We start from the raw sequence: 3,782 nt of genomic DNA on the forward strand, positions 1-3,782 counted from the left end.
CCGAGTCCTTCGCCGCGCCGTTCCCCGAGACCCCCGGTCTCCAGCTCGGCGACCAGCGTCGGATCCAGCCGCGGAGTGGTACCGCCACTGCCGTCACCCGCCGTGAGGTCGTAGCTCACAATGCTGCCGGCGGCCAGGCCGAGCAGAGTCGGACGCGGCCGACACCAGCGGGTGTGCCATGACTCGGTGCGTGTCACCGCGAACGTATGGCTCCGGCGACCGTCCGCCGAGCCGACCTGTTTCAGCGCCGTGGCGGGCAGGCGCAGCTCCCGGGTGAGCGCTTCTCGCAGCAACGCCGGATCGCTGGACGCGCGCAGCCGTTCGTCCAGCAGAATCATGTCACTGACCAGCCAGACGACGATGCGGCGGGCGTCGACAAGCCGCGCCCGCGGCGCAGGCGGTGACACGGGCGTCGCGCTGACCGTTGCCCGGCCGTAGTCGTCCTTGCGAGAGCGTCCCAGCACCCATGAACCCGACAGGTCCTCGGCCCATCCGGCGGGCAGCAGGCCCGCACGTACCCGTATCTCAGCGACCAGCGGTCGCTTGGTCGCCAGCGCACGGTAGGTGTACACACCGCCGCCCTCGTCGGTCGTCGGCCGTTGCATCGTGTCGCTCACGCTGTTGTGCGTGTGGACCGACAGTGTCGGCCGGACCCGCCGAAGCGGACGGGTGGTGGCGACGTACCCGTCGATCTTGCGGGTCTCCAGCGTGCGCGCGTCGGTGTTGGCACGGTTGATGATCCGACCCGGTTCGGTCTTCACCGCACCGAACGTGCGTGGCACGGGTAGTCCGCGTTCGCCTGCGACGTCCACGGTCGCGTCTGTCACCACCAGGTGGCCGGCGAGGAGCGCGGCCTGGCCTGCCGGTCCGAGGCGTCGCAGCACGCCGGGCAGCAGGGTGGACCCGGGGATGTGGTCGCGGCCCATCACCTGGTTGCCGAGCTGACGCCCGCCGGCCAGGAGCGGGTCGTCCAAGGTGATGCTCAGTCGCGCAATCTCCCAGCCGGGCACCGGGGTCGCGTGAGGCCACGGAGTTGGCGTGACCGGGGATGTGACCGCGGATGTGACCGCGGATGTGACCGCGGATGTGACCGCGGGGGGCGCGGCATCGACGGCTGGTGGCGGCGGGGGAGAGGCGGTTTCCAGCCAGTCCCACCACGGTGTCGGATCGATGATCGACGGGAGTTCCAGTGTGCACCGTCCGTTACCACGGCGCCGTTTACCCCCGATCTGTTCGACGAGCCTGCTGCCGGCGAGCAACAGCGCCGTGACGCAGCGCCGGGCGTTTTCGTCCAGCGGTGCCGCGGACGCCAGGCCGCCCGGCGAGGCGGCGCCGGTGATCTCGAACGTGCCGTGCAGGACTGACCCGACCCGGGCCTGCTCGGAGAACCGCAACATTCCGGGCGTGGCGCGACCGGTGTGCGGGTCGACGCGCACACCCGGTTTGACGAAGGTGACGGCCTCGCGCACGAACGAGTCGCGGGCCAGCACCGCGCGCACGCCATCGCAGTAGCGGGCCGCCCGAATCGACACCGCCGCGGCTACCGGCGGCGCCGTGCTGGCGGGCGGGGAGGGCGCCTTCCCGCCCGCTGCTCCGGCGGCGTCCCGTCCCGTGCCTCGGGTCGTTGTCGGGCTACCGGAAAGAGCCGGCTGGCTACCGAAGGCGAACCTCACCCAGCCCTGCCACGGTCCTGTGTCACTGCTGCCGTCAAGGGCGCGGGCGACAATCTCGCAGGCGTCACGCCACACACCGGTGACGGTCTTCGCCGGCAGATACGGCAGGTCGTCGGCGTCACGGTTGACCAGGTGGTCGACGTCGCCGGGACGTCCTGTTCCGGTACCCGGATGCCAGTCGGAGGTGAACACAAGCCGGTAGGACAGGGGAGTACCGGTGGGAAGCGGTGCAGGACCTGACATCTGCGGCGGCGGCTGCGTCGATATCGACGAGGAGACCGCCGGCTGTTCCTGCGCCGCGGCTGGTGCGGGAGGAGTGGTCTCGTGCGCGGTCACCGGCTTGCCGCCGTCTCGTCGCGGTCACCGATGAACTCCTCGGCGTCCATCGCATCGAGCAGACCTGTGATGTGAACGCCGCCTTCCTCCCAGAACAGCGACCAACGTTCACTGTTGGCGGCCAGCGCAGACAAGCCGCTGCGGCCGTAGCGGTTGCGCAGCAGTTGGAAGCGACCGTCTGCGGTGTCGCGGCCGAGGAACAGCCCGGCACGCAGGGTGTGGGTCTGGCTGCGTGGGAGAGCCCGTCCGCGATCGCTGTCGCCGTCGGTGGGATCGACGGTCCCCCGCAGCGCGGTGACCCGGGCCAGCAGATCCGACCAGCGGCGACCGTCAGCCCAGCCGGCATTGTCATTTCCGGTAACGACGTACGGCTGAGCAACGAGCCGGTCGCCTCCGGGCAACGTCGTGCGTGCCCGCAGATTGTCCAGTCCGGTCGCGGCGCTGTCGTACAGGACGTGAAAGGACAGCGCGCTGGCGCCGACGGCCTTGACCTTCACGCGTTTGGCCTCATCCGTGAGATCGTCGGCGAGCTGATACGCCGAGGAGAACGGGTAGTGCTGCTTGACGACGGCGACGCCGGCCGCCGCCGTGAGCTGCTTTTCCTTAGGGTGCAACAAAGCTGCCGTCCGGTTTTCGAATGCCTGCAGGAAGGCGGCCGTGAAGGGTAACGCCGCAGGTCCGTCGCACACGACCGTGAGGTCGTCTCCGCCGAGAATGAGCGGCAGGACCGGGAAGAAGCTTTCGGATGCGCCCGGTCTCCTGACTTTTTTTATCCCTGGATAGCACCGGAGCTCGTCGAGCGCCGCACGGAAGGCCTCATGTGCCGCGCGGTCGATGCGTTCGGAGTAGACGGCGAGGAGGTCGACGTACCCACGACAGCCTTCGACAGCCTGCCGAGTGGTGAGATTCCGGAGCACCGCACCGAGGCCGTTGACGTCGGCGTGGACAACCGCGACCCACTCGGCGTGGCGCTCCAGGTAGTCGGCTACCGCCTCGATGCCGTCCCGGGCTTCCCATGGGCTGATACCCACGCCGGAGCCGCCGGCCGGCGTCGCGGCCGATTCCGGCCTGTCCCGCTCCGTTGGTGGCTTTTCCCAGGGTGCGGTGCGACAGGTGACGGTGGGATCGACCCATCCGACCGTCACCCTTGCCAGCCGGTCGTATCCATCGCGCGCCGCCTCCAGCTTGGCCGCGGACGGGTGTGACCGCGGCACCGGTTCAGCGCTCGCCGCGCTGGAGCGCCGGGGCGACCGGCGACCGGACGTCTCGTCGTACAGGTAGGCGGCGGGCAGGCCGCTGGAGGTGCACTGGTCGACGATGGGCAGCCGTGGAAATCGCGACTGCGGACCGGCCCTTCGTGTACGTACCTCAGGAAGCGTCGCATATGCAGTTGTGATGGCGTCCATCACCGGATCGGGGTCTTCGTCGTCCCACTGGAAGGGAATGACGACACCGCACACGTCGAGCCCCGATGCCACCTCGAGGGCTTTCCGGGTCACCCGGGTGACCAGCTCCCGCGCCCTTTTTCCGTCGGTCAACAGGACCTTGACATCGCCGGAGGTGGCGGTGACCAGTTCGGCGGTGTGTGCCGGGACCCGTGACCGTCTCGTCCATCCGCGGACGAGACCTTCCAGCGATTCTTCCGTCCAGGCGACGAGACTCGCGATGAGATGGGACGCGCCGACGTTCTCCCGTCGCTTGTTGGTGTCGAAAATGAAGTTCTGGTTGCCGGATGTTTCAAGCAGCACGAGATAGCAGTCCACGCCTACATCT

At 69.1% G+C, this 3,782-nt stretch carries 2 protein-coding genes; both read right to left on the reverse strand.

Translation table 11 applies throughout. The features are described 5' to 3' along the window. The coding region (locus MJ783_RS14860) for an RAMP superfamily CRISPR-associated protein (protein ID WP_239311034.1) at positions 1 to 2,009 on the reverse strand (2,009 nt) is incomplete at its 3' end. After that, the coding region (locus MJ783_RS14865; RefSeq protein ID WP_239311035.1) for a hypothetical protein at positions 2,006 to 3,782 on the reverse strand (1,777 nt) is incomplete at its 5' end. The genes MJ783_RS14860 and MJ783_RS14865, both read right to left, overlap by 4 nt.

The organism is Protofrankia sp. Cj3 (genome assembly GCF_917627355.1).
GTDB lineage: Bacteria > Actinomycetota > Actinomycetes > Frankiales > Frankiaceae > Protofrankia.